Source organism: Micromonospora sp. RV43 (assembly GCF_001029515.1).
In the GTDB taxonomy this organism is placed as follows: domain Bacteria; phylum Actinomycetota; class Actinomycetes; order Mycobacteriales; family Micromonosporaceae; genus Micromonospora; species Micromonospora aurantiaca.
Genome location: NZ_LEKG01000008.1, coordinates 58,301 through 82,891, shown reverse-complemented (window position 1 = coordinate 82,891; position 24,591 = coordinate 58,301). Strand labels below are relative to the sequence as shown.

The 24,591-nt window shown below is 72.0% G+C and carries 22 protein-coding genes and 3 pseudogenes; 10 read left to right on the top strand and 15 right to left on the bottom strand.

Annotated features, from left to right (window positions below; genetic code table 11):
* Nucleotides 1–410: 410 nt before the first annotated feature.
* The 3 genes from ABD52_RS03970 to ABD52_RS03960 all read right to left on the bottom strand — a co-directional run bounded on the left by ABD52_RS03970 (nt 411) and on the right by ABD52_RS03960 (nt 3,444).
* Nucleotides 411–1,916 (bottom strand): hypothetical protein, encoded by a 1,506-nt coding sequence (locus ABD52_RS03970; RefSeq protein ID WP_030271593.1) that lies wholly within the window; start codon nt 1,914–1,916, stop codon nt 411–413.
* Nucleotides 1,917–2,146: 230 nt separating this feature from the next.
* Nucleotides 2,147–2,785 (bottom strand): vitamin K epoxide reductase family protein, encoded by a 639-nt coding sequence (locus tag ABD52_RS03965; protein ID WP_030271592.1) that lies wholly within the window; start codon nt 2,783–2,785, stop codon nt 2,147–2,149.
* Nucleotides 2,782–3,444 (bottom strand): thioredoxin domain-containing protein, encoded by a 663-nt coding sequence (locus ABD52_RS03960; protein WP_030271590.1) that lies wholly within the window; start codon nt 3,442–3,444, stop codon nt 2,782–2,784. Before ABD52_RS03960 ends, ABD52_RS03965 begins: the two co-directional genes overlap by 4 nt.
* 168 nt (nt 3,445–3,612) lie before the next feature.
* Between ABD52_RS03960 and ABD52_RS03955 the strand changes: the two genes are divergently transcribed.
* From ABD52_RS03955 to ABD52_RS41560, 4 genes are all read left to right on the top strand, one after another.
* On the top strand, nt 3,613–3,948 hold the full coding sequence (locus ABD52_RS03955; protein ID WP_030271588.1) for a helix-turn-helix transcriptional regulator: 336 nt from the start codon (nt 3,613–3,615) through the stop codon (nt 3,946–3,948).
* A complete protein-coding gene (locus tag ABD52_RS03950) occupies nt 3,948–4,673 on the top strand; it encodes a cation transporter (RefSeq protein ID WP_030271586.1) in 726 nt (241 codons plus the stop codon). The genes ABD52_RS03955 and ABD52_RS03950 overlap by 1 nt, the downstream gene beginning before the upstream one ends.
* Nucleotides 4,673–5,023: a DUF3703 domain-containing protein gene (locus ABD52_RS03945; RefSeq protein ID WP_198039662.1), complete on the top strand. Its 351-nt coding sequence runs from the start codon at nt 4,673–4,675 to the stop codon at nt 5,021–5,023. The genes ABD52_RS03950 and ABD52_RS03945 overlap by 1 nt, the downstream gene beginning before the upstream one ends.
* Nucleotides 5,024–5,127: 104 nt before the next feature.
* Complete coding sequence (locus ABD52_RS41560; RefSeq protein ID WP_135241033.1) at nt 5,128–5,763, top strand: copper resistance CopC family protein; 636 nt, start codon at nt 5,128–5,130, stop codon at nt 5,761–5,763.
* Nucleotides 5,764–6,533: 770 nt separating this feature from the next.
* On the opposite strand, the gene ABD52_RS37350 is transcribed toward ABD52_RS41560, so the two are convergent.
* Nucleotides 6,534–6,743, bottom strand: coding sequence for a hypothetical protein (locus tag ABD52_RS37350; protein ID WP_052166179.1), 210 nt, complete (start codon nt 6,741–6,743; stop codon nt 6,534–6,536).
* A gap of 89 nt (nt 6,744–6,832) precedes the next feature.
* On the opposite strand from ABD52_RS37350, the gene ABD52_RS03935 reads away from it, so the two are divergent.
* Complete coding sequence (locus ABD52_RS03935) at nt 6,833–7,576, top strand: class F sortase (RefSeq protein ID WP_082171190.1); 744 nt, start codon at nt 6,833–6,835, stop codon at nt 7,574–7,576.
* Nucleotides 7,577–7,749: 173 nt separating this feature from the next.
* On the opposite strand, the gene ABD52_RS03930 is transcribed toward ABD52_RS03935, so the two are convergent.
* The 3 genes from ABD52_RS03930 to ABD52_RS03920 form a co-directional block, all read right to left on the bottom strand.
* Complete coding sequence (locus ABD52_RS03930) at nt 7,750–9,012, bottom strand: Ig-like domain-containing protein (RefSeq protein ID WP_030271581.1); 1,263 nt, start codon at nt 9,010–9,012, stop codon at nt 7,750–7,752.
* A gap of 471 nt (nt 9,013–9,483) precedes the next feature.
* Nucleotides 9,484–10,161, bottom strand: a complete 678-nt coding sequence (locus ABD52_RS03925; protein ID WP_047890781.1) for a C39 family peptidase — start codon at nt 10,159–10,161, stop codon at nt 9,484–9,486.
* Nucleotides 10,162–10,638: 477 nt separating this feature from the next.
* Nucleotides 10,639–12,984 carry a cation-translocating P-type ATPase gene (locus ABD52_RS03920; protein ID WP_052166178.1) on the bottom strand — a complete coding sequence of 782 codons (2,346 nt, stop codon included), beginning with the start codon at nt 12,982–12,984 and terminating at the stop codon, nt 10,639–10,641.
* A 493-nt stretch (nt 12,985–13,477) separates the two neighbouring features.
* Here ABD52_RS03920 and ABD52_RS03915 point away from each other — a divergent pair, with 493 nt between their 5' ends.
* Complete coding sequence (locus ABD52_RS03915) at nt 13,478–14,281, top strand: cytochrome c biogenesis CcdA family protein (protein WP_030271575.1); 804 nt, start codon at nt 13,478–13,480, stop codon at nt 14,279–14,281.
* Between the two features lie 43 nt (nt 14,282–14,324).
* Here the strand turns inward: ABD52_RS03915 and ABD52_RS37785 are convergent.
* The 3 genes and pseudogenes from ABD52_RS37785 to ABD52_RS03900 all read right to left on the bottom strand — a co-directional run bounded on the left by ABD52_RS37785 (nt 14,325) and on the right by ABD52_RS03900 (nt 16,593).
* A pseudogene (locus ABD52_RS37785) lies at nt 14,325–14,890 on the bottom strand (class F sortase).
* Nucleotides 14,891–15,228: 338 nt separating this feature from the next.
* A complete protein-coding gene (locus ABD52_RS03905; RefSeq protein WP_047890780.1) occupies nt 15,229–15,915 on the bottom strand; it encodes a DUF305 domain-containing protein in 687 nt (228 codons plus the stop codon).
* A 9-nt stretch (nt 15,916–15,924) separates the two neighbouring features.
* On the bottom strand, nt 15,925–16,593 hold the full coding sequence (locus ABD52_RS03900; protein WP_082171189.1) for a DUF3105 domain-containing protein: 669 nt from the start codon (nt 16,591–16,593) through the stop codon (nt 15,925–15,927).
* Between the two features lie 488 nt (nt 16,594–17,081).
* Between ABD52_RS03900 and ABD52_RS41645 the strand changes: the two are divergent.
* The 3 genes and pseudogenes from ABD52_RS41645 to ABD52_RS03885 form a co-directional block, all read left to right on the top strand.
* Nucleotides 17,082–18,101: pseudogene (locus ABD52_RS41645) on the top strand (HAD-IC family P-type ATPase); the annotation flags it as partial.
* A gap of 106 nt (nt 18,102–18,207) precedes the next feature.
* Nucleotides 18,208–18,657: pseudogene (locus ABD52_RS41640) on the top strand (HAD-IC family P-type ATPase); the annotation flags it as partial.
* A gap of 325 nt (nt 18,658–18,982) precedes the next feature.
* Entirely contained in the window at nt 18,983–19,234 is a 252-nt protein-coding gene (locus ABD52_RS03885) for a hypothetical protein (protein ID WP_225319877.1), read from the top strand.
* 167 nt (nt 19,235–19,401) lie between these two features.
* Here ABD52_RS03885 and ABD52_RS38925 read toward each other — a convergent pair whose 3' ends face one another.
* Together ABD52_RS38925 and ABD52_RS39680 are read right to left on the bottom strand one after the other, a co-directional pair.
* On the bottom strand, nt 19,402–19,539 hold the full coding sequence (locus ABD52_RS38925; protein ID WP_176921741.1) for a hypothetical protein: 138 nt from the start codon (nt 19,537–19,539) through the stop codon (nt 19,402–19,404).
* Nucleotides 19,530–19,673 (bottom strand): hypothetical protein, encoded by a 144-nt coding sequence (locus ABD52_RS39680; RefSeq protein WP_157551500.1) that lies wholly within the window; start codon nt 19,671–19,673, stop codon nt 19,530–19,532. The genes ABD52_RS38925 and ABD52_RS39680 overlap by 10 nt, the downstream gene beginning before the upstream one ends.
* Nucleotides 19,674–19,899: 226 nt before the next feature.
* On the opposite strand from ABD52_RS39680, the gene ABD52_RS03880 reads away from it, so the two are divergent.
* Nucleotides 19,900–20,613 carry a ZIP family metal transporter gene (locus ABD52_RS03880; protein ID WP_030271561.1) on the top strand — a complete coding sequence of 238 codons (714 nt, stop codon included), beginning with the start codon at nt 19,900–19,902 and terminating at the stop codon, nt 20,611–20,613.
* A 605-nt stretch (nt 20,614–21,218) separates the two neighbouring features.
* Here ABD52_RS03880 and ABD52_RS03875 read toward each other — a convergent pair.
* The 3 genes from ABD52_RS03875 to ABD52_RS03865 form a co-directional block, all read right to left on the bottom strand.
* Nucleotides 21,219–21,896 (bottom strand): DUF1775 domain-containing protein, encoded by a 678-nt coding sequence (locus ABD52_RS03875; protein ID WP_030271559.1) that lies wholly within the window; start codon nt 21,894–21,896, stop codon nt 21,219–21,221.
* Nucleotides 21,897–21,994: 98 nt separating this feature from the next.
* Complete coding sequence (locus ABD52_RS03870) at nt 21,995–24,007, bottom strand: cytochrome c oxidase assembly protein (RefSeq protein ID WP_030271556.1); 2,013 nt, start codon at nt 24,005–24,007, stop codon at nt 21,995–21,997.
* Nucleotides 24,004–24,591 (bottom strand): copper resistance protein CopC, encoded by a 588-nt coding sequence (locus ABD52_RS03865; protein ID WP_063778292.1) that lies wholly within the window; start codon nt 24,589–24,591, stop codon nt 24,004–24,006. Before ABD52_RS03865 ends, ABD52_RS03870 begins: the two co-directional genes overlap by 4 nt.

Sequence of the window (24,591 nt, the reverse complement as noted above, 5' to 3'; positions counted from 1 at the left end):
CGAGGTCTTCGCCGCCGCCGTCGTCATCTGGCAGCTACGCGCCGGACCCCGCGCCCGACAACGACCGGCGCTGCAGCTGATCGCCGTCAGCTTCCTCGCCCTGGCCGGATACGTCACCTACAAGTCCATCTCTGACCTGATCGGAGCCGAACGCCCCGACACGTCGCTGGTCGGCATCGGACTCAACGTCGTCGCCCTCGCCGTCATGATCCCCGTCGCGGTCGCCCAGCGCCGCGCCGTCCTACCGGGACGCGCGGCCGCAGAGGGGCGCCGTCCGTGCCTTCCGTCGCAAACGCGACGGAAGGCACGGACGTCGGGGAAGCAGGAGCTGGGCGGTCGGACGGTTCCGAGCAGCGCCATGTGTTGGTTGCCGCTCCCGGTAGGTCCGCCAAGGCTCAGGACCGGCTGGTTCAGCGGACGTGGACGAAGACCGGGTTCGAGTAGAACCACAGGTCTTCCCACGGGCTCTCGAGCCCGTCGGCGAGCGGCTCGGCCTCGTCGGTGTTGGTGCCGCGGACGCGGGCGTACATGTCACCGTCCACGTTGCGCAGCGTGTGCTTGACGACGTAGTCGTTGCCCTGCTTGCGCCAGTCGCGGGGACCGAACCGGGCCACGACCTTGGTGGTGGGGTTGGTGTCGGCGTCGAGGTTGGCGGACGGGCCGGTGATCTGCCCGACGATCAGGTCGACCCGCCGGACCTCGGGCCGGTCGCCGTTGTGGTTCTGGCCGTTAAGCGGCCGGAACTTGATCTCGATCTCGACGTCGGTGCGGTCGCGGCGGGTCACGGTGACGGTCTCACCCATCGCCGCGTCCTTGCCCTGGCTCCTCGCGGTGAGGTCGAGGCTGGTGATCAGGTCGCCGGTGGTGACCCAGATCCGGCCGTTACGCAGGCCGTCCATGATGTCGCCGTAGTCCTGCCGCGCCAGCACGTACGTCTTGCTGTACTCGCCCGGCCAGAAGTCGGAACCACCGCGGGTCCAGTGCACGTGCGAGTCCGACGTCGCGGTGATCCACCAGCGCCGCCCTTCACCGAGCAGCGAGTCCCACAGCCCACCAACCCGAGCGGTCATCTGATCGTAGCCGCCGTGGGTCGGGTGGTTGCCGTAGCCGCCCCGGGCGCCGCCGTTGAGCGGGCCCGCCTGGTGGCCGGGAGCGCCCTCGAAGCCGACATAGATGTCCGGCGCGGCGTTGTTGCCGTTGCGGAACTCGTGCGGCGTGTCCTGCCCCCACACGCCCCAACCGGGAGCCGACCGGGAAGCGTGGTGCGCGATGACCAACGGCTTCTGCCGCAGGGTCTTGGCGTATTTAAGAAACTCGACCATCTTGGCCTCGGTGTCCCCGCCCGGGACGGCGGGGAACGGGTCGCGTTTGGCGAACTTGCTCTCCAGGTCGAAGAGCATCTGCGCCTCGTCGTCGTGGCGTGGGATCATCAGGGTGTGGTGGTCCATCGCCGGGGCGTCGAACTCCATGCCCCAGAACTGCAGCACGTCGGGCACGAGCTTGCGGGACAGCAACAGGTCGGGGTAGGCCTGTTCCAGGTTGACCTTCGAGTGGGTCGGCCCGCCGTGGTCGGTGACCATCGCCCAGGTCAGGCCGAAGTTCTTCGCCATGATCGCGTTGGTGACGATCGGGTACACCGCGTCGGCGCCCTTGTGGAACGTCGGCGGGTTCGTCGAGGTGTCGAACTCGCCGCTGTACTCCGAGTGGATGTGGTGGTCGCCGGCCCGCCACACCCGGTTACGGGACTCCCCGCCCTTGTCGCGCTTGTCGTCCTCGCGGTCGTCGTTGGCCCAGGCCGCACCGCCACCCACCAGCGGGCTCGCCGCCGCCAGGGTCGCCCCGACACCGGCGTACTTCACCAATTGACGGCGCGAAAGCTGCGAACGCTCGGCGCCTTCGAGATCCTTGTCCTTCAAGACGGAACCTCTCCTCGTCCAGCTATTTGCCGTGTCAGTCAAGGAGCCTTGAAGAAGCCGATGAACGATGACTGCCTGGGACGCGGGCAGGGGGCTAACAGCGAGGCCCGACCTGATAAAGGCAGCCTGTGTGACGCGCAGCTGCCGCTGTTCGTATGACTCCTCGCCGTGACGTATCAGGCCGGGCTACGGGTGCTGGTGCTCCTGCCTGCCGTCCGTTGCGGCAGGGATCAGATGAGCGTTGTCCAGTAGTCCCAGAAGCGGGCCAGGATCGCAGCCAGGATCAGCGCGTACCAGGCCGTGAGGATGAGACTGTGGTAGCCGGCAGCGGCGATCCCGGCCGCCCGCACAGGCCCCGGGAGCGGGCCGGAGAAGTCGTGCAGGTTGCGCAGGGTGGTGTAGAGGAAGATCGGAATGGTGACGGCCCAGACGAGCATGCAGTAGGGGCACAGGGCGCCGATGACGTAGAGGCTCTGGTAGATGAGCCAGTGCACGAAGACCACGCCGAAGGTGGCGCCGGCGTGCAGGCCGAGCCAGAACCAGCGGGGCAGGCATGCGCCGGCGAGCAGGGCGACGCCGATGGTGGTGACGGCGGTGAAGCCGGCGATGCCGATCAGTGGGTTCGGGATGCCGAACGCCTCGGCCTGGGGTGTGGTCATGACCGAGCCGCAGGACAGGATCGGGTTGATGCTGCAGCTGGGCACGTAGCCGGGCCGGGCGAGCAGGTTGATCTTTTCGACGGTGAGGATGGTTGCGGCCAGCATGCCGATGCCGCCGCCAACGGCGCAGATCCACGCCGTGGCCCGAGCGAGGAACCGCCCGCGCGAGGAGTCCTGCTCGCTTCGCCGTTCGACGGTGGCGGTGCTCATTCGGCCAGGGCGGCGTCGATGGCCGCGACGAGGTCGTCCTGCGTGCGCAGGTCGGTCAGCTGGCGGCCATTGAGGAAGAACGTCGGGGTGCCCTGCACGCCAACGGCTTCGCCGTCGGTCTTGTCCTTGGCCACCCGGGCGGCGGTGGCGGGGTCGTCGAGGTCGCGCTGGAACCGCTGCATGTCCAGTCCGAGGGTGCGGGCGTAGCCGAGGAACAGATCGGTTTGCGGCTGCTCCTTGTGTCCCCAGCGGGTCTGGTTGTCGAACAGCTGCGTGTACATGTCGTGGAAGCGGCCCTGGTTCGCGGCGGCCTGCGCGGTGCGGGCGGCCAGTTCGGCGTTGGGGTGGCTGGGGATCGGGAAGTACCGGACCACGAAGGTGATGCGGTCGGAGTAGGTGGCCAGGACCTGCTTGACCGCCGGGTAGGCGGCGGCGCAGGACTCGCACTCGAAGTCGAGGAACTCCACCAGGGTCACCTTGCCGTCGGCGGCGGTGGACAGCCGGTGGCTGTCCTCGCGCACCAGCAAAGCCGGGTCGATGGCGCCGGCGGCCGTGGTAGCGGCGCGCGGCTCGTCGGTGCGGTTGACGGCCAGCAACCCGCTGACCACAAGCACCACTGCCGCGATCAGCGCCAAGGTCAGGCGGGTGTTCTTGGTCATTCCACGTCCTTGTTCATCAGCCAACGACATGACGTCCCACGGTCTGGTGGGACATCGCGCGGACCATACGGGGGGCGCTGTACCGACTTGCTGTCAGCTTCCTGGGAACGGCCCACATGACTACCCAGGGGGCCGTTCACCGGTTAGTACAGCGAAGAGTGTACTGTCGTGCCCGTGGAGACATTGACGTACGGGCAGGTGCTGGCCCGGTTCGGCCACGCCCTGTCGGATCCGACCCGGGCTCGGCTGCTGCTGGCGCTGCGCGACGGGCCCGGCTATCCGGCGGAGCTGGCCGAGCTGCTGGGCACGACCCGGCAAAACCTGTCGAACCATCTCACCTGTCTGCGAGGGTGCGGCCTGGTGGTGACGGTGCCGCAGGGCCGGCGCACCCGATACGAACTGGCCGACGCGCGGCTGGCGCACGCCCTGGGTGACCTGCTCGGCCTGGTCCTGGCGGTGGACCCCGCGGCGTGCCCAGACACCGACGACAAGGGGTGCTGCTGATGAGCCTGCCGTTGATCCAGGCGCCGGCCGAGCCGTCCCCGGCCCGGCGGGCCGTGCTCGCCCGGCGGGTCAGGCTGCTGGTCGCCGCGACCATCACCTACAACCTGATCGAGGCGGTCGTGGCGATCAGCGCCGGCACGATCGCCTCGTCGACCGCCCTGGTCGGCTTCGGTCTCGACTCGATCATCGAGGTGTCGTCGGCGGCGGCGGTCGCGTGGCAGTTCGCCGGCCGCGACCCCGAGGCGCGGGAGAAGACCGCGCTGCGGATCATCGCCGTGTCGTTCTTCGCCCTGGCCGCCTACGTCACCGTCGAGTCGGCCCGTGCCCTGCTCGGCGGCGCCGACGCCGAGCACTCCCCGGTCGGCATCGTCCTCGCCGTGGTGTCGCTGGCGGTCATGCCGGGTCTGTCGTACGCGCAGCGCCGCGCCGGTCGGGAACTCGGCTCCCGCTCGGCGGTCGCCGACTCCAAGCAGACCCTGCTGTGCACCTACCTATCCGCGGTCCTGCTGGTGGGCCTCGGCCTCAACAGCCTGTTCGGCTGGTCCTGGGCCGACCCGATCGCCGCACTGGTCATCGCCGCCGTCGCCGTCAAGGAAGGCCGCGAGGCGTGGCGCGGCGACGCCTGCTGCACCGTGCCCCTGACCACCCCATCAGCCGCCGGCCCCGACACGGATGGGTGCGGATGCCGGCCTGGTTGTACCTGCTGCCCGTCAGACGCCGCGTGATGTTCCAGAAGATGCCGGCGACCGTCCGCGCGGTCTTCGACGCCGAACTCGCCACCGCCCGCCACACGTCCGACCCTGCGGCGGCGTGGCGGGCGGCCGAGCGGGCCCACATCCTGTCCCAGCCGTGGCCCTGGCCACACACCGTCGTGCACGCCGTCATGCTGCGGCGCGCCCTGCGCGAGCGCGACGTCATCGAGGCGGTAGGGCAGGTAATCCGCCTGGCGGTTGCGGGCCCGGGCTCAGCTACCGGCCGCTACCCGCAGGGGAACACCGGCCGGGCGCGGGTGCCGCTGACCCAGCCGATGCCCGTGCCGGAGGAACTCGCCGTGCTGCTGGCCGGCAGCCGGTAGGCCGGTCCGCGGCGCCTGCGCGGGTCGCCGGGCCGCGGCCACGGCGAGCTGGACGGGAGGACGGCGGCCGGGTCCTTCTGGTAGTGGCGTCCGAACCATCTGGCGTGCGTACACGAACCGCGATCCGGCGCGGGTTGATGTTGGCCGTTCTCGCCGTGCCGCTGGCGCCAGCCAGTCCCTGCGCCGCGCATGCCGCCCTGGTCGCCACGTCGCCCGTGCGCGACGAGGTCATCGGGTACGCGCCGCGGGAGGTGGTGCTGGCCTTCAGCGAACCGGGGTTTCCGGTCGCCGGGCGCGTGCAGGTCCTCGGCCCGGACGGCAAGATGATCAACAACGGTGAGCCGGTGCTCGACGGCGCGACGATGCGGATCCCGGTGCGGGTGCCGGACAAGCCGCTGGGCACCTACCTGGTGAGCTACCGGGTGGCCTCCGCCGACAGCCACCCGATCGCGGGCAGCTTCGCCTACTCGGCAGGAGCGCCATCGGCGACAGCGCCGCAGGGTGCCGGCGGCGCCGACCGGCCCGGGCGGGTGCTCGTGCCGGCGGCCAAGTACGCCAGCTACCTGGGCCTGGTCCTGGCGGTCGGACCGGTGTTGCTGGTGGCCACGATGTGGCCCCGGCGGCTGTCCCGCCGCGGGGCGACCGTCATGGCGTTCACCAGGGGCTGGTCGCCGCGGCCCCGGCCGGCACCTGGGTGGGACAGGCCGCGGACATGGTCGGGGCGAGGATCGGCGAGCTGACGGTCGGGGACCTGGAGGCGGTCGGCGCCAGCGGTGGTCGGGGCGGTGCTCGCCGCGCGGCTGGCGCTGCTCGGCGCCGCGGCGACGCTGCTACCGGCCGTCCTGCGCGGCGCCGCGGGCCGCTGGCACACCGCCGGGCTGGCGCTGGTGGGACTGGCCGCGCTGGCCACCTGGCCCTTGGCGGGCCACCCGGTGGCCTCGCCCCTGCGGCCGGTGAGCGTCGCGGTGGGCACCGCCCATCTCGCCGGGGTGACCATCTGGCTTGGCAGTCTGTTCACCCTGGCCGTGTTCCTGCCGCGCCGCACCCACGAGCGGGTTCTCGCGCGGATCCTGCCGGCCTGGTCACGGTGGGCGACCCTCGCGGTCTGCTGGCTCGTCGCCGCCGGCGTCGCCCAGGCCGCGCTCGAACTGGGCCGCCCTCGGCGCTGCTCGACACCGCGTACGGGCGGCCGCTTTGCGGCAAGGCCGCACGGCTGGCCGGGGTCCTCGCTGTCGCCGCCGGGCAGCGGCGGAGGGTGCGCCGCCGCGCCGCGGCGACCCGCCCCCGCCGGCTCGCCGGGGCCGCTGGCTCGAACTCGCGGCCACGGCGGTGGTCCTCGCGCTCACCGCGGTGCTGGTGCAGACGACCTCACCAGGACGGGTCGCCGGCACCGACGCCGCCCGGGTTGCGCGCAACAGCGTCGCGCAGACCCTCACCACCGGCCTCTACATGCTGTGGTTCGATGTCTACCCCGGCGGGCGGATGTGGCCAACAGCCTGCACATCTACGTCTACACCCCGCAGGCCAGGGCCCTGCCCGTCGCGGAATGGGCCATCAGCCTCGCTCTGCCCGCCGCCGGCGTCGAGCCGATCACGGTGCCGGTCGACACGCCGGAACCCCACCACGCCAGCGCCGAGGTTCGCTTCCCCGCCGCGGGTGAGTGGACGCTGAAGGTCACCGCGCGCGCCAGCGACGTCGACCAGACCACCGTCACCGTCACCGTCCGCCGCCACCTGACCGGCGTCCCCCATCGGTGCGTGAGCCCGTTTTCCACCAATAGTTCTCGTTTGCACCATCTAGCGTGCGGGTATGGGTGGCGAGGCAGCAGCGGGTGGCACGGCATCCGCCGGCAGGGTGTACGGCACGCGGCGCAGGTCGGCGCAGCGGGTCGCGGCGACAATCGCGCTGGCGCTGGCAGGGGTGGCAGCGTTGACCGGCGCGGGCATAGTCGGTGCCGCACTGAGGGGATCCTCCGCCTCATCCCCACCTCCCCAGCCACCGCCGGCCGTCGCGCCCGCGACCATCACGCCGCATGCGCCCCATGCCTCATCCGAGCCAAGCGCCGCGGCGGAGCACAGAGGCCTGGCCCGATCGGCGCCGACCCGCATCACCATCGACCGCGTCGGCGTGCGGGCGGACATCCTCGCCCTCGGCGTCAACGGGGACGGCACCGTGCAGGTGCCGCCGCTGGAGCAGGCGATGGATGCCGGTTGGTACAAGTTGGGCGCCAGTCCCGGAGAGGTCGGCAACGCCGTCATCATGGGTCACGTCGACTCGGCGAAGATCGGTCCGGCAGTGTTCTTCCGCCTCGGTGAGCTCCTGCCCGGCGACATGATCCAGGTGGTCCGGGTTGACCGGACCGAGGTGACCTTCCGGGTCGACGGGGTGAAGTCGTATCCTAAGGACGCCTTCCCCACCGATCTGGTGTACGGCCCGTCGGACACGGCGAGCCTGCGGGTGATCACCTGCGGCGGGACCTTCGACGAGCAGAAACGCAGCTACACCGACAATGTCATCGTCTTCGCCACCCTGGTCTCGTCGCGGCAGGCCTGAGGTGATGGCGGATACCAAGGTGGACCGCACCCGTCGGCCCAGTTCCATCGTTTCGAACGCTCATGGCAGGCGGAGTGGTCGCTGCGGGCGTGGCCCGGTACCGCTGGATCGCGCGCCGCGGGTACGGCAAAGGACCGGCCCACCGGGTGGCGGACCGGTCCTGTAGGCCCGGATCAGCCGCCGGAGAGGGACGGCGCCGGTGCGGGTGATCCGCCGGCTACGGCGCCCGGGTTGGCCGGGCTGACCTGCGCCGGCTGGAGCCCGGCCGGTACGGGCAGGGCGCTGCCCTTGACGAAGTCGTCCCAGCTGACGTTCCAGGCCGTCCACCCGTTGCCCGGCTGCAGCTGCACCTCGGTGCCCTTGAACGTGACCAGGTCACCGACCTGGGTGATGCCCATCAGCCAGTCCGCGGCGGCCGCTGAGACGTTGGTGCAACCGTGCGAGACGTTGGTGTAGCCCTGGTCGCCCTCCGACCACGGCGCCCCGTGGATGAACTCGCCGCCCCAGGTGAGCCGCTGGGCGTCCTCGACGTCGACCACGTAGCCGCCGTTCGGCTCGCCGCGGGTGTCGAACGTCGTCTGCTGGTGCTTCTCCATGATCACCATTTTGCCGCTGGAGGTCGGCGTGCTCGGCTTGCCGAGGCTGACCGGGATCTTGCGGATCAGCTTCCCGTCCTGGTAGACCGACATCTTCTTGGTGGCGTTGTCGACATCCAACGCCACCTGCCGGCCGATCTTGGAGGTGGCGGTCCGGTCCGCATCGCCGATCCGGTCCTTGCCGATCGGCAGGCCCTGCAGCCCGGCCCGGACGCTGATCGTTGTGCCGGGCCGCCAGAAATCGGGCGCCCGGTAATAGACCTGACTGCCGTCCTCCAGCCACGACCAGGCCCCCGGCTGCGGCGGATCCGTCTTCACGAACAACCGGCGCTGCACATCCGGTCTGGCCTCTTTGGCAATGGGCGGGTCGAACGCGACGGTTACCGGCATCGCCGTGCCGTACGTCTGGTTTCCGGCGAAATACAACGTGCTGGTGACCGCCGGTTTTGACGATTTCGGCATCGTGGTGAAGGTGGTTTTCCGGGTAGTGCTCTTCCCGGCGTCGCCGGTGGCGGCGACCTCGGCGGTGTAGGTGCGCATCGGCTGCAACGGGGCGCTCGGCACCCACGCCGACCCGTCCTCACGCGGCTCCACCTTGACCTGTATCCCCCTGTCGTCGGTGATCCGCACAGCCGTGATCCGCCCGCCCTTGACGGCGGTACCCACCTCGACGGTGATGGGCAGATCCCGCGTCTGGTCGGCGGGTGTCACGGTCAACTCCGGCGCCCGCCCGTCCGCGGGTCGTGCGCCGGGCGTGCGGTCGGCGGTGCACCCCGCCAGGACCAGTGGCGTGGCCACGATGGTCGCGGCCATCAGCGTCAATCGCCGCCTCAACTGCATACTGCGTCCCCCCGTTCATGGCTTCCCTTCGCCACATTCTCGCCGCGCCGCACCGATGTGAGCGCAATTTCGGCTGATTCGGGAACCAGTTACGGGAGGCATTTCCGGCCGAATGGCAGGCGGTGGGTGGGTCGCGCAGATCTGCGCCTTTCCGGGTCAGCCGTCGCGGATGGGGCGCGGGTTCCATTCCGGCGGGACGCTGCGCCGTTGCAGGCGGGTCGGCAACTCGTTGCGGGTGGTGCCGTCGGGCCCGACTTCGAGATCCCGGTCTCCGCGCACCCCTCTGGCGGTCCGCGCGGCGTGACCGCGTGTCAGACCGCGGCCCGGGCCGTTGCGGTAGGTCCCCGCACATGGCGCGCCCGCCCCGCGCCAACATCGGCACCCTGGTCTCCTTTCGGCAGACCTGAGGTGGTGGATACGACGATGGGGCTGGCCCTTGTCGGGCCGGCCCCATCGTTGTTCACGCTCAGGTCAGGCGGAGTAGCCGCGGGAGGCGATCCAGTTGGCCAGCTTGTCGGTGCTGATCCAGTACTGGCCCTCGTCGGACCAGGAGTCACCGATCTTCACGGTGTTCCCGCCGTCGCGGTAGCCGACCACGGCGATGTAGTGCCCACCCTCGTAGGAGTGAGCGTGGCCGTCGGTGTCGACCGAGGTGCCCTTGATGTTGGCCACCATCGGCCGCTTGCCGTCGATGTTGCGCACGACGTCGTTGCGCAGCCGGTCGGTCTCGGCCTTGCTGGCCTTCTGGCCGGGGATCTCGACGGTGCGGTAGTCCTTACCGGTGACCTCCTTGAGCACCCGGGTGGTCTCGATGGCGGAGTTGGTGCCCGCCTCGGTGGTGGCCAGCTTCTTGGCCAGCTCGTCCTGGCTCAGGTCCTTACCGAGCGCGGACAGCGCCATCTTGGTCGCCGCCGGCGCGCAGTAGAAGTAGGTCTCCTGGAACTTGTACGTGAAGTCCAGCTCCTTGCCGCCGTCACGCTCCTGCGCCACGGTGGCCGGCTTGCCGGCCGACACCGGCGCGGCGTGCGCCACGGTCGCGGGACCGGCGATCGCGCCACCGGCGAACGCGAGCCCGGCGACACCGAGCGCGGCCTTACGAACAACCGAAGTCTGAGTGATGGCCGGGAGCCAACGAGTAACAGTAGTCATTGATGCTCACCTTTCACCTGGGGGAAAGGACGGCCAGCAGATCGGGGTGCGGGCCGCCCAAAGAGATACGCCCGGGCGGGGGTGCTCGGGCGTACGGGAGTCATAACCACGGCCGCCCGGCCGGCATTCCGGGCGGGCCGGCCCGCCCGGGATCCCGGTAACCGGACGAAACCGGACACCGGGACAGGTGGGCAGGTCCGGATGTTCGCGGGCGACGGGTCCCGGCACCCCTGAGGTCTCCGGCTCGGTACGTCCTTGATGTCGGGATCAGGCGCCCGGAGGAGAGTGCCAGTGGGCCGTCCGGGAGTCGCCGTAGAGGTAGGCGACGGCGATTACATGCGGCGCTACGAGACGGTGAGGCTCGTGGTGTGACCCATAGGCCTGACGGGCTCGCTGCGGGGTCCGGGCCGGCCGGGCTTCAGGCAAACCCTGTCCGCCGTCACCGCGACCGACTCTCGTGCTGTCAGTGCCCTGATCTCATCGCAACAGCCGCAGCGCGTTGGCGACAACGGCCAGGGTGCTGCCTTCGTGGACCACGATGGCGGCGCCGATACCGGCGATCCCAAGGACGGCGGCGGGTAGCAGGACCGCGATGACGCACAGGGCGACGGCGAGGTTCTGGCGGATGACCCGCCGGGAGCGTCGGCCGAGCCCCACGGCGGCGGGAAGTTTGCTCAGGTCGTCGGCCATGAGGGCGACATCGGCGGTTTCGAGGGCGATGTCCGTTCCTGCGGTGCCCATGGCGATGCCGATGGTGGAGCGGGCAAGCGCGGGAGCGTCGTTGACGCCGTCGCCGACCATGGCCACCACACGATGCTGGCGGGTCAGGCCGGCGATGGCGTCGACCTTGTCTTCCGGCAGCAACCCGGCACGGTAGTCGGTGAGGCTCAGGCTGCGGGCGACATCCGCGGCGACGTGAGGGTTGTCGCCGGTGAGCAGGACCAGCGACGTGACACCGAGACGCCGTAGCTGCTGCAGCATGGGTTTGGCGCCGTCTCGGGGCTGGTCCGCCAGCCCGAGCACGCCGAGGAGGTGCCCGTCGGCGTCGACGGCGATGACCGTCCTGCCGGCGGCCTCCAGTTCGGCGACCGCACCGCGGATCTCGTCAGGCGGGTCCGACGGGAGGACATACCCGGGGCGGCCGACCCGGACCTGCCGGCCGTCCACGGCCGCCGTGATCCCTTTCCCGGCGGCGATGGTGACCTCGCCTGCCCGGCCCAGTGGCAGGCCCTGCGCCGCCGCCACGACAGCCCGGGCCAGGGGGTGGGTGGACCGGCTCTCCACGGTGGCGGCCGTGCTGAGCAGGGCCGCGGGGTCGACGCCGGCGGCGGGGCGGACATCGGTGACAACGGGGTGCCCGCTGGTGAGCGTTCCGGTCTTGTCGAAGGCCATCGCGTCGACCCGGCCCAGGTTCTCCAGGTGCACGCCGCCCTTGACCAGCACACCCGTTCGGGCGGCGCGAGCGATCCCCGACAGCACGGCCGCCGGCGTGCCGATGGCCAGCGCGCACGGCGACGCGGCCACCAGGACCGCCATGCCGCGCAGGAACGCCACCTGCCAGGTCAGCCAGCCCAGCAGCGGCGGCACCGCGATGACCGCCGCGGCCAGCAGCAGCACGGCGGGTACGAACACCGCGGTGAAGCGCTCGGTGAGCCGTTGGGTGGGGGACTTCTGGGTCTGGGCCTCCTGCACCATGGTGACCACCCGGGCCAGGGTGGACTCCCCGGCCAGCCGGGTCACCTCGACCTCCAGGACGCCGTCGTGGTTGACCGTGCCGGCGAACACCGCAGCGCCGGGCGCCTTGTCGACCGGAGTGCTCTCGCCGGTGATCGGGCTCTGGTCGACCGTCGACCGCCCGCCCCGCACGCTGCCGTCGACCGGTACGCGTTCGCCGGGCCGGACGATGACCACGTCGCCGCGCAGCACCTCCCGCACGTCGAGTTCGGTCTCAGTGCCCTCGCGGCGAACCCTGGCGGTGTGCGGGGTGATCGTCCCGAGTGCCTCGATCGCGTGGCGGGCCCGGCCCATCGCCCGGTGCTCGAGCGCGTGGCCGAGGCTGAACAGGAACAGCAGCAGCGCGCCCTCGGCCCAGGCCCCGACGACCGCAGCGCCGACGGCCGCGACGACCATCAGCGCGTCGATCTGCAGCCGTAGCCGCACCGCGGCGGCCGCCGCGTGCCGTGCCGCGGTGAATCCGCCGGTCAGATAGGCCAGCCCGTACGCGACCACGACAACCGTGGCGGGCCAGTCGAGGAACGTCTCACCGGCGAAGCCCATCGCGAGCAGTACGCCGGCGGCCAGCGCCAACAGCAGCTCCGCGCGGGTGCGCACCCACCCTCGCCGGCGCGGGACCTCCACGCCGTAGCCCATGGCGCGCACCAGACGGACCAGGTCGTCCAACGACACGACGTCGCTGTCGAACTCCACCCGCAGCCGCTCCGCGGCGTAACTAACCGAGGCGGCCAGCACCCCGTTCTGGCGGGTGAGGACGTGCTCGATGCTCGCAGAGCAGTCACCGCAGTCCATCCCGGTCACCCGGAGCCACGCATGCCGGTAGCGGTCGCTGACCTGCGCGCCGGTCTGAGACACCACCCGACGCAGCCGGTCCAGCGGCAGCACGACGGGGTCGTAGTGCACGCACACCACTGCCTGCCCGTCGCGGTCGTGCACGTGCGCGTCGCGCAGCCCCCGTGTCCCGGACAGCCGCTCCCGCAGCCGCTGCACGCACTGATCCCGCTCGTCCTGCGCGGCCGGCAGCACCGCTGAAAGCTGGACTTCCAGGGTGCTCTCCGAGCCGGCCGCCCGGCCGCCGGCACCTGCCACCGCGCCTCCCTCACCTTTGCCACCGAGCGGTGGTCGACTGGCAGCGCCACCGCGACCGTGGTCAGCGGAAGGTCGAGCAGCGCGGCGGGCTCAGGGGGTGCGGCGGGGACAGGCTCATCGATCACTGCCGTCCGACCAGAAGACTGTTATTCAGGCTAGATCCTCCGGTTGCGGCGAAGGGAGGAATCCAGGATCGCCGCCACGACCTGCGCGGCCGCCACCACGACGGAGGGTGCTGTGCATCTGACGGCCACGGGCGCGCGACACCGGCCGCGTCCGGGCGCGCCGCAACAGCCGACCCGCGCGGCGGGCCGGTCGGCGTCCCCTGCGGGGCAAGCCGTCCCAGTGCGCGGACGGCACACCCCATACTACGAAAGGTAGTAGCGGCGTGAGACGATGACCGTTGCGCAGCCAGCGCGACCTGAGGGAGGACACATGCCGCGACTGGTGGAACCGGACTCCGTGGCGCGCACGTCGGCCGGAGCCGGCTGACATGGGCGAGCAGTTCGCGGCCATCGCCGCGACCGGGCCCCTCCTGGCCGCGATGGCCGTCGCCGCCGCGGCGGGACTGGTGAGTTTCCTATCCCCCTGCGTCCTGCCATTGGTGCCGGGCTACCTGTCCTACGTCACCGGCCTAGCCGGTACCGACCTCGACGCCGCGGCGCAGCCCACCCCGCCCCCGGCGGCCGGCGCTGTCGCCGTGGCGACCCGGCGGCGGGCGCGGGCGCGGGTCGTGGCCGGCACGCTCGGGTTCATCGCCGGGTTCGCCGTCGTGTTCGTCACCGTGGCCGTGGCGTTCAACGCCGCCGGCCGCGCCCTGGTGACCAACGCGCGCACCATCGAGATCGCCGCCGGGACGCTGACCGTGCTCCTCGGCGCTGGCTACCTCGGGGCGTTCCCGCTGCTGCAACGGCAGGTCCGCGCCACCCGGCTCCCGTCCGCCGGGATCGCCAGCGCACCCGTGCTCGGCGCGACGTTCGGCCTGTCCTGGACGCCGTGCGTGTCCCCCACCCTCGGCGCAGTGCTGGGCCTGGCGGCGGTGGAATCCACCACCGGTAGGGCCACCGTCCTCGCCCTGGCCTACTGCACCGGCCTGGGCCTGCCGTTCCTGCTCGTCGGCCTCGGGTTGCGGCGCACGCTGACCCTCACCCGCTTCGTGCGCCGCCACCACCGGTGGGTCACCCGCCTCGGCGGTGCGCTGCTCGTCGCGATCGGGCTCGCGCTGCTCACCGGAGCGTGGACCGACCTGATGATCTGGCTACGGGCCACGGTCGGGCCGGGCCAGATCAGCATCTGACCGGGCCACACCACGGCGGGCCGGTCCCGGGGACCCCGCTCGGTCAGCGCTGGCGCGAGCCGACCAGCGAGGCGAAGGCGATGGTGTTGTCGGCGTAGCCGACGCTTCCGCCGATCCACGCGCCGCCGCAGGTGATCAGGCGGAGCCCGGGCCCGCCGTCGCCGCCGTAGACCCGGTCTGCGGGCAGGCGGTTCTTGTCGAACCGTTCGACCGAGGTGACCGCGAACACCGCGACCGAACGGTGAGCCCGAGTGATCTCGACGCGGGAGCCCTTACGCAGGTCGCCCAGCCGGTGTCGTCGGCCCGTTACAGCGGGGGCACGGCGATGGACCCGTCGGCCGCCACGCCGACCGGCCCCACCGCCGCGTTCACCTTGATCGCGTCAATGCTGATCCGCACCGGCCGGCTCGGACCCAACGCCTCCGCGCTGCCCCGCTGACCGACGAAAGGCAACCAGCCCAACAGGCCGCTGCCGCTGCCGTTGCTGCCGAGCCCGGCGCCGGTAGCGAACACCCCGGCAAGGATCAGCACGACGGCCAGCGCAACGTGCGGTCGCCGGGCCCGCTCGACGCGGCGCCCAGGCGCCGTCCGCACCCGCGCGCTGGCCATACCCGCTCCCTCCCCCTGCGCGCCAACCCGTCGCGGCGGCCGGGCACGCTGACCAGGACTCCGCCGTTGGAATCGGTCGGACCGCCGGCCACGTCCTGACGGTACGTCGACCACGCCGAGGCGGGCCGGCGGTCAGCGGTTCATCACCATGCCGCCCAAGCGGGCGTTTCGCGCACGGATCAGTGCCGCGCGCCGGCGGTATCCGGCGGCCAGCAGGACAGCCAACGCCCCGCCAGCCATGGCCCACTTTGATGCGGGACCGAGCCAGGTGGCCAGGGTGCGGGCGGAGGCGAGGCGCGTACCCGCCGGCGGCCTGGGCGGCGGGGCCGAGCGACGCGTCAGTTGGTGGACGCATCGGTGGAGGCGGTGGAGTGCAGCCGGTCCAGCAGCTTCTGCAAAGCGGTGATCTCGGCCTGCTGGCCGGCGCGCATCCGCGCCGCCAGGTCGCGGACTTCCGGGCGGGGCTCTGCGGCCAGGATCGCCTCGACCATGGCGAGTCCGCCGCGGTGGTGGCGGATCATCAGCTCGGCGAACCTGATGTCCAGGTTCCGGCCGGTGGTCTCGCGCAGCTGGGTGATCTCGGCCTTGGTCGCCATGCCCGGCATGGGTGCGGCGCCGGTCGCGTCTGCACCGCCGTGGTCCATGCCGTTCATGTCGTTCATCCAGGCCATGGCCGGTTGGCTGCCGGTCGGTGGCAGGCCCCACTGGGTCAGCCAGGTCCGCATGATGCCGATCTGCGCCTGTTGGGTGAGTGCGATGTCCATGGCGAGGGTGGCGACCTCGGGATCGTCGGTACGGGCGTGCACGATCATCGACATCTCCACGGCCTGGGCGTGGTGGGTTGCCATGTCCCGGGCGAAGCCGGCGTCGGCGGACGTGTCGCCGGGTGCCCGCACGGCCGGAACGAGCAGTCCCACGGCGACACCGACGGCGAAGACGACGAGGGCCGCGGCCACGAGCGGCCACCAGCGGCGACTCGCCGGCGGGTCCGGCTGGGGTTGCGGGGGTGTTTGCGCGTTGTCCATGGCTGGCCCCTACTGGCCCTGAGGGGCAAGGTCACGGGGCGTCGTGCCGGTGGCGGTGATCCCACCCGAGCACGTCGCGCCCTGCTCGGGTCCGGCGTTGACCCGGGCCGCGCGGATGAACTCGTCGATCCGCTCGTCGTCGGCGGAGGGGACGGTGAGGCGGTAGCCCCACGCCTGTAGCGAGATCGGCGCGTCGAGGTTGTCGTGCGGGCTGAGCAGCATGTAGTCGACGCCGCGGACCCGCCCGGCCAGGCGCTGCACCTCGTCGGCGGGCAGGTCGGACCGGTAGGTGATCCACACCGCGCCGTGTTCCATGCTGTGGGTGGCGTGCTCGGCGGCGATCGGCGCGTCGTAAACGTCGCCGGTGCAGTTCTGCCACGCGCTGTTGTGGCTGCCACCCACCGACGGGGTCACCTCGTAGGTCAGCGGGCCGCTCTTGTGCTCACTAGCCAGCCACGCCGGCTTCTTCGACGCGTAATCCGTCACGCCGGACAGGCCGGTCAGACGCTGCGCCCAGGGCCGGGTGCCCTGCCACGTGGCGACCGCGGCGTAGCCGATGATCGCCACGCCGAGCACGCTCACCGCCGTGACGACGGCGATGACGCCCCACGGCCGGCCGGGGCGCACCGCGACGGCCTTCGCCGGTCGGGTACGGGCAGAGGACTTGGAAGCTCTCATCACGATGCCTCTCACTAGTGGGAGTGGGGGATGCGCCCGATGGGCGGAAGACATGCCGATGTTCCTGGACGGCTCCAGTCGAATGGAGCCGGTGAGCAGCAGGTGGCTGACGCGTACCCATCGCCCTAACCCGCTCAGGAACGCGACGCGGGCAGGGGATGCGGGGGCCGGAAGCACACCCGGCCAGCGCGGGCAGTGCCTGTCCGGGGCGGTCGCCCGCCACGACAGCCATGGCGATACCCGGTTCCCGCTCGCGGCGGCGAGGCAGGCTGCCTGCGCCGCCGAAGCCATGCCACGCGGAGTGGCTCTTACGTGCGGGACACCGCCAACTGTGTCAGGCGAGGACACAGATGGGTCCCCGGGTCATCCTGATGGATCCGCTCGGCGGGCAACGGAGGCAGTCGCCGGCTCGTCAGAGTCAACGGCCGGATGAGTGAGGCCGTGACCGGGGTAGTGCTCGACGACTGGGTGGGGCAGGCCTGCTCAGCATGGCTGGGGCGGTCCTGGGGACAGTCCTGGCCGTGGTGAGCCACGCTGACACCGGCCAGCGGTTGGGTGTGCCTGCGCGCCGCGCTGGCGCCGGTGACCGGGTGGGCGGCGATCAGCGCCACGAGGACAACCAGGAGCAGGCAGACGACGCGGCTGAGGCGTCCGTCGCCTCGCTGCGCCGTGGTCATCTGCCAGCGTCTCATCGCGGAGATCCTATCCGCCCCGCCGCTGCCCTGCCGTTCCGACTGCATGACGGGATGGTCTGCCCTTCAGGCCCTGCGTCGGCGCTGCCAGGCGTACAGGGCCGCGCCGCCGGCGGCGAGGACGGCCACGGCGGCCCCGACCCGGATCCACAGCCCGAGCAGGCGACGCGGGTGGACCCCGACGGCGGCGAGACAGTGGTGGACACGGTCGAGCTGCGCTTCGGTGACCATGTGCGGGTCCGCCCGGGTGTGCGCATCGGCGCCGACGCGGTCGTCGTCGACGGCATCAGCGAGGTGGACCAGGCCACCATCACAGGGGAGCCGCTGCCTGCGGGCAAGTCGGTCGGCGACGAGGTGTTCGCCGGCACCCTCAACGGCACCGGCACGCTCGTCGTACGCGTGCACCGTGAAGCGGGCGAGTCCGTGATCGCCCGCATCGTCGCCCTGGTGGAGCAGGCGTCGGCGACCAAGGCCAAGACGCAGCTGTTCATCGAGAAGGTCGAACAGCGGTACTCGATCGCGGTGGTCGTCGCCACCCTGGCGCTGTTCGCCGTACCCCTGCTCTTCGGCGCCGACCTGCGCTCGACGCTGTTGCGGTCGATGACGTTCATGATCGTGGCATCGCCGTGCGCCGTGGTCCTCGCCACGATGCCGCCGCTACTGTCCGCGATCGCCCTCGCCGGCCGCCACGGCGTCCTGGTCAAGTCCGCCGTGGTGATGGAACACCTCGCCGACCCCGAGCGGGTGGCGTTCGACAAGACCGGCACCCTCACCGAAGGCCATCCCCGCGTCGTCGACATCCACCCCATCGGCGACGCCCGCCCGGAGGAGGTGTTGCGGCTTGCCGCCGGGGCCGAGCACGCCAGGCGAACACCCCGTCGGTGCCGCGGTCCTCGCGGCGGCGCAGGACCACGGGCTGCCGGTGCCGGCGGCGGCCGACTTCACGTCCGTGCCCGGCCGGGGCGTACGCGCGGTGGTCAACGGCCGGCAGGTGGCCGTGGGCAGGCCGGTCCTGCTCGACGAGCTCACGCCCATGGCCGTGGCCCAGGCCCGGGCCGTGGCCGCCGACGCGCAGGCCACCGGCCACACCGCCATGGTGGTGATCGTCGACGGGACGCCCGTCGGGGTGCTTGCCCTGGCCGACCGGATCCGCTCCGACGCCGTCATCGCGCTGACCCGCCTCACCGGGGCCAGGCCGATGCTGCTCACCGGTGACAACGCCGGCGCCGCCGGGCACCTGGCGGCGGAGGCCGGGATCACCGACGTGCACGCCGGGCTGCTGCCGCAGGACAAGGTCGACCAGGTGCGCGCCGTACAGGCCAGCGGCCGGCGGGTGCTGCTCGTCGGCGACGGCGTCAACGACGCACCCGCCCTCGCCGCCGCCAATCTCGGCGTCGCCATGGGCCGCGGCGGCTCCGACCTTGCCCTCCAGCGCCGACGCCGTCCTCGTCCGCGACGACCTGGCCACCCTGCCCAGCGCGACCGCCCTGTCCCGGCGCGCCCGCCGCCTCGTCACGGCGAACCTGATCATCGCCGGCACCCTTCATCACCGTGCTGGTCTGCTGGGACCTGTTCGGCAACCTACCCCTCCCCCTGGGTGTCGCCGGGCACGAAGGCTCCACCGTCATCGTCGGCCTCAACGGCCTACGCCTACTCGCCTCCTCCGCATGGCGACGCGCCCAGACCGAAGGGGCGCCGTGAGCCGCCGCGGCCGGGACGGCGGCGCGACGGCCGGTTGCACCGTCACGGTCTGCCAGGGCTGCTGCTGCGGCACCTCCGCCGGGTTCGACCACGCCGGGCAACTGGCCCAGCTGCAAGCGGCAGTCGCCGACGTCGCTGTGGTACGGGTCAGCGACTGCCTCGACACCTGCGCGCACGCCAACGTCATCGTCGTACAGCCCTCCCCGCCGGCCGCCGCGCCGGCGGGCGACCGGGCTGGCTCGGCCTGATCAACGACACCGACGCGAGCGACGACATCGCCGCCTGGATCCGCGCCGGCGGCCCCGGCCTGGCCGACCCACCCGGCGTGCTCGACCTCTACGCGTTCACCCCGCCCCGCCGCGTCCGGCAACACCTCACCTGAGACGCGGATGAGGAGTAGCCGGCTCGGGTGACGTCAGAAGCCGGCCAGAAACAGCACGCCGGCGGCGATCAGACCAACCCCCACGACGGCGACGAACAGTCGGTCGCTGATCCGCCCCACGGTCTTCTTGCCCACCCAGGCGCCCAGCAGGGTCGCGGGAGTCAGTGCCACCGCAGTCCGAACAGCGCGGTGAACACGGGCAGCAGCAGCACACCGCCGCCGGGGCCGGCCACCGCCGACATCCAGGCCAGCGCGAACGCGGCCAACGACGCCCCGGCGAGGGCGCCGACCAGATCCGTCGCCATGCCCCCACCTCCACCTGTTCCAGACCACCAGCTACGGAACAGTCCATGCTCGCAGACACCACGACGGCAGCGATCACGACCGCCGCGTCATCGAGCGCGCCTCCCGAAGCTGCTCAAAGTCGGTGGGACCGAGCCGCGCTGGTTTGGCCGACCAATCGCCGGGCACGAACACCAGGGTGCCCTGACGGCGCCTCGCGCTCTGGGTCGAGGACAGGAGAGGACGCCTGTGAACGTAGTCGGCACGGCAGCGATCCTGGTGGCCTTTCCCGTCGTGGCCACCGTGACAGGCGCGGTGATCGCTACGTTGAGGACTCCCGGCCCGGCGGTCTCCAGCGGAATCCAGCACTTCGCCGCCGGAGTGGTGTTCGCCGCGCTCGCTGGCGAGCTGCTGCCGGAGTTGCGCCGAGAAGGCCACCTGCTGATCGTGGTGGGCGCGTTCACCGCCGGCGTGGTTCTGCTGTTGGCTCTGGGGGCCTACTCCCGCCGGGTGGAGGCCACCCGCCCCATCGGTGTCCCCGCCGGGCTGCTGGCCGCGGTCGGTGTCGACCTGCTCGTAGACGGCCTGCTCGTCGGCTTGGGCGTCACCCTCGGAAAGAGCCAGGGCGTCATCCTCACGATCGCACTCACCCTGGAGGTCCTGTTCCTCGGCCTGTCGGTGAGCGCCGCACTGGCCAAGCGAGGTGCGGGCCGGGTGCGGGCCGCCATGATTCCGAGTGCGCTCGGTCTGGCGACCGCTGCAGGAGCGATCGGCGGTGCGGCACTGCTCGGCGGCGCCAGCCGTGGGGTCCTGGCCGCTGTGCTGGCCTTCGGTGCTGCTGCCCTGCTGTACCTGGTCACCGAAGAGCTTCTGGTGGAGGCTCACGAACACCCCGAGACCCCGTGGACGGCCGCCCTGTTCTTCGTCGGGTTCCTCGGGCTGTACACCCTCGCCGGGTTGTAGCGCGTACTGGCAAGCGCCAGGTCACCAGCGCCAGTGGCACTGGCGGGCTTGTCTATGCCCGGTGCCGTGGTGAGCGGCTGTCCCCGGCGCTGCTCAGCCGCAGCTGTCCCAGTGCGCACGTAGCTGCTGGTGTCATCGCCACGGGATCAGAGCCGCCGAGAATCACCGCTCAGTCGTGCTCAAGAACACCGCCGCCGAGCAGTTGCAGAAACGCGCCGCTGGTCTACATGCGGTAGGTCGCCTGAGGGCCGCACGGGCGGGCACCTCAGGGTGGGGCTGGCAGGCTCGGCGACGGGAAGTGTGCGGGGCGATTCCGCCGGGCAGGCGCGCGTGACGTGGCCGGGCCGCTCGTCCGGGCAGGGCTGGGCGTGCAGGGCCGTCGAGGACGGGGACGGGTGAGTGACACTCGCCGCGGCCACGTCGAGCGTCCCGTGGGCCGCGATCATCGCGACGACCGCGGCGACGAGGAAGCAGAGCAGCTCGCGCAGACGCAGGCCATCGCGTCGACTGACCGGGTCCCGCCACCGCACCGGCACGGGACGGATCCTATCGGTGGAAGTGTCCACGAAGGGCATCAGCGCCCGAGCCCGACCAGGTCGCCGCACTCAGGGCCGGTGTCGCCGCAACGACACCACGATGCCGGCGGCGGCCAGCAGCGCCAGGACGATCCCGACGACCAGCCACACCCCGCCGTTACCGGCGTCCTGCTGAGTGCTCGCGGCAGGTCCATCGGTGATCGGGGCGTCGGTGGCAGGTGCGACGCTCGGGCTGCTCGCCTCGACGGCGGAGCCGGTCGGGCTGGGGGTCGGGGCGGCGGCGAGTTTCACGGTCGGGGCGGGGTTGGCCGGCTCCGGGTTGGCGGAGCTGGGCACCTCGATCCACCGGTCGATACGTCCGTCGCTGTACTTCTGCAGGATCTTGAACGACACCTGCGCAGTGTTGGGCAGCTGCCGCACGCGTACCTGGTGTTCGGCGTCCTGCCCGACCGGGACGGCCGGTCCGGCGACGGTGTAGCTGTTCGGCGTGGTGGTGGACAGTTTCCAGCCGGGCGGGGCCTTGAGCAGGGTGATGTCTGACGCGGCGATGCCCTCGGGCAGGTAGACCTGCACCGAGGTGGTGCCGGCGGTGCGGGACTCGGCCTCGGCGTCGACGGACAGCACGGCGTTGGCGGCGCCCGCGCGCGCCGGCGTCAGCTTCGCGTCGGTGTGGGCCCACGCGGGGCTGGCCGCCGTGACGGTGGCGGCCGTGACGGCCAGTGCGACGATCGCCCATCGGTGTCTCATCCGAACCAACTTTCTGCCTCGTTCGTGTGCCGTCGTCGACAGGTAGTCGTTGATCGCCCGCTGCCGGTTCCCGGCACCGGCATTCGGCGGGCGGCGGTTCACCGGGGAACCTGCCGGTCTCGTTCGGCGAGTCCGGCGAGCATGCGGTTGTAGGCGGCCAGTTCGTCGTCCTCGCGGCCCTCCGCTTCGGCGCGGTCGGCCGCGCGGTCACGGCGGCGGGCTTCCCGCTCGTCGGCGCGGATCCACTGCAGCATCAGGGCGCCGAGCACGATGACCGTGGGCAGTTCCCCGAAGGACCAGGCGACCCCGCCGGCGTTGCGCTGGTCCTGAAGTGGAGTGGGCCCCCAGGGACGGGCGAGGGCGGTCCACCAGTCGGCGGCGAGAACGCCGCCCGACTGCATGAGCGCCACACCGAGGAAGGCGTGCAGCACCATGCTGATCAGCACCAGGATCGCCTTCAGCGGGTGTGGCACCCGCCGGGGGGCGGGGTCGATGCCGATCACGGTCCAGAAGAACAGGTACCCGACGCCGAGGAAGTGGCCGATCATGGCCAGGTGCGCGGCGTGGGAACGGACCGCCAGCTCGTACAGGCCGGTGAAGTAGAGCACGTACAGGCTCACGACGTACAGGGCCAGCGCGACCACTGGATGGGTCAGCGCGCGGGAGACCCGGGAGTGCAGGGCGGTCTGCAGCCACTCACGGGGGCCGGGCCACCGGGGGTCGGTCGACGGGGGCAGCGCGCGCAGGGCGAGGGTGACCGGCCCGGCGAGCACCAGCAGGATCGGGGCGACCATCATCAGCAGCAGGTGCTGCACCATGTGCACGGCGAACAACACCGGTCCGTAACGGGCCAGGCCGCTGGACGTGGCGATGACGATCACCGCGCAGCCGGCCAGCCACAGCGCGGTGCGGGCGGGCGGCCACGTGTCACCGCGGCGGCGCAGTCGCCACACCCCGGCCAGGTACAGCCCGGCGGCGGCCACCGCGGCGGCGATGATCAGCGGGTCGGGCAGCCACAGCCTCGCCACGGTCTCGATGCTCAACGGTGGCGGCATGGGGAAACCGAGCAGGGCCGCCGTCGAGTCCTCCTCCACCTCACCGAGCGGTGCGGGGGTACGCGACAGCGCCACGGCGGCGCCGAGGGTGGCGGCGAACAGCAGCGTCTCCACCACCGCCACCCGCAGGAACGGACGCCGCCGCCCCGCGCACAGGGCGGGCATCGAACGGCGGCGGTGCAGCAGCCCGGCCACCCCGACCGCGGCGAGCGCCGCGATCTTGACCAGCAGCAGTTGCCCGTAACGGGTGGTCAGCAACTCCGCCGGGGCGGACAGGCGGGTGGCGGCGGACACCAGGCCGGAGGCGCCGACGACGACCAGGCAGGCCAGCGCGAGCGGCGAGAACCGGCGCACCGCGACGGCCAGGTCGGCGGTCGACCCGCGGGCGGTGACGGCCAGGGCGAACAGACCCCCCGCCCACAGGGTGACCGGGATGACGTGTAGCAGCTGCCCGGACACCGCGATCTGGTGGTTGCCGGAACCGGCGGCGTGCCCGGTGAACACCGGCGGGATCGTCGCCGCCACCGCGATACACAACGCCGCCAGGGCACCGCCCGGACGCAGGCTCCTGGCGGCGATCAGCGCCACGAGCAACGCGAGGACGCCGCTGAGGGCCAGCGCCTGCCCGAGCGCCACGCTGAGGGCGAAGTGCAGCACCGCCCGCACGGACAACACCTGGGCGGCGGGCAGCCCGAACAGGTCGACCAGGGTGTAGCAGACCGCCACCGCGGACGCCGCCGCCCAGGCGGCAGCACTGAATGCCGCAGCGCGCAGGCGGCGGTAGCCCAGGGCCGACAGGCGACCTTCGTCGTCGCGGGGCGACAGCATCACCACGGCCAGCAGCAGCCCGACGGTGATGACCGCACCGACCTGCATGCCCAACCGGGCGGCCGGCAGGATCCACGCGGTGGTCGGGCCCGGGTCCGGCAGGCCCGGCACCGTCTGGGGTACCGCGCCGCCACCCCACCACAACAGCGCCGCTCCGACCGCGGCCGCGACGAGGACAGTGCCGACGGGCACCAGCACCGGACGCCGCACGACGCTCTGCATGCTCATCGCCGGGCCGCCCGCTTGCGCCACAGCAGCAGACCCGCCCCGGCCGCCACGAGCGCGAGCAGCACCGCCACCAGCCCGACCCCCATGCTCGGGGCGCCATCAGCGGCGGCGGCCGAGGAAGCGGCAGTGGTCGCCGGCACCGACGGCGGTGTGGTGAGGGCCGACGCCGGCGGTGCGGATGCCGCGAGCGGGGACGCCGACGCGGTGACGGTGAACGTGTAGGAGCTCTGCACCGGATGCCCGTCGACGGACACCACCCGGTACGCCACCGTGTACCTGCCGGCGGGCAGGTCAGACTTGAGCGGCTGGGTGGCGCGGGTACCCGACACGGCCGGCTTGCCGGCGACGGCGGCAACGTCACCCGGGGCGGTGACCGCGATGGTCGTGAACCGCGGATCGAGCCGTTCGACGAAGATCAGCTCGATCTGTTGCGGGGCGGCGGCCAGACGGGCGTTGGCGGCCGGCGTCGAGTCGCGCAGGGCGTTGTGTGCCCACGCCGGCGTGGCCGGCACGAGCAGGGCGGTGGCCACGCAGAGGGCAGCAGCAACACGGACGGGCAGGACGAAACGGTACGTGCGGGTCAA